Raw genomic sequence first — 1,111 nt, 5'->3', positions numbered from 1 at the left:
TTCTCGGCATCTTTATGAAATGAACTTTCAACTCACGACACTAGCCCTTGAATGAAGACGGCCCGCGCAGCGGTTTCGGCCCGAATGGATCGCTCCGTGCTATCGACCTCACGCCCAGCCCCTGATTTTGGCTGCGACGCATGGCGCTGCCGCCGTGACAAGCAAAACAATGGGCCAAAGGTTCCCGTCTTTGAAGGTGTACGCCTCCAGAAGCTGCGACCAGGGCTTGCCTTGGATGAGACGCCCAAAGGTGAACTCAAAGGCCAAGGTAAGACAAAGCCAACCCAAGCCGATAGCGGCGCACCTTGCCAGCGGCACCGGCCCAAACCACGGCAGTACAAGGTACGCAACCACAAGAATGAGCGTGGACAGANAAGCTGCGACCAGGGCTTGCCTTGGATGAGACGCCCAAAGGTGAACTCAAAGGCCAAGGTAAGACAAAGCCAACCCAAGCCGATAGCGGCGCACCTTGCCAGCGGCACCGGCCCAAACCACGGCAGTACAAGGTACGCAACCACAAGAATGAGCGTGGACAGAAGGATGCCGCTAAGCATCAGTCCCGCGGCCTTGCCGAGCGCGGGAATGAGGACTGCCTCACGAAGCATTCCGTTGGCAATGGCCAATACAAGAATGCCCAACCACAGCGTGAGCGCCTTGCCAACGATCCCTAAGGCCAATGTCCTCTCCTGTTGCGCCTAACGATGAAAATCAGCTGGCCGCCGAAGGCGGGGTGGCTTGAGGGAAGGGGCGGGCGTCAGTGCGGCTGTTAAGTTGCGCAAACGCCTCGTGCTCGCAGGTTGTGATTTCGTACGGGTTCCCGTCGGGATCTCGAAAGTACAAAGACCAAGAGGTGCCGTGGTCCTCGAGCACCGGTTTTTCACCGAGTACTTCGGTCAGGTGCCGCTGCCAGTCAAAGAGTTCCTGCGCGCTGACACCCAATGCGATGACTGAGCGGCACTTTTCGTGGGGCCTCTCGAACAGGGCCAGGTGAACCGTGCCTTCGGCGTTCGTGATTGTGAGAGGACCGCGGTCGCTGGCCCAAAACGCCAGCTCCGGCTGGCGACGAAGACCGAGGGTCGATTCGTACCAATGCTCGGCGGCTGCTCTGTCC

The 1,111-nt window shown here is 59.3% G+C and carries 1 protein-coding gene; it reads right to left on the bottom strand.

Annotation, left to right across the window (positions count from 1 at the left end; translation table 11 throughout):
• Positions 1 to 708: 708 nt before the first annotated feature.
• The coding region (locus QZH66_RS16660) for a VOC family protein (protein WP_305806979.1) at positions 709 to 1,111 on the bottom strand (403 nt) is incomplete at its 5' end.

It is taken from the genome of Stenotrophomonas sp. YIM B06876 (assembly GCF_030711595.1).
Taxonomy (GTDB): Bacteria; Pseudomonadota; Gammaproteobacteria; order Xanthomonadales; family Xanthomonadaceae; genus Stenotrophomonas.
Note: the sequence above shows the minus strand (reverse complement) of the source record. Positions and strands in the feature narration are given on the sequence as shown.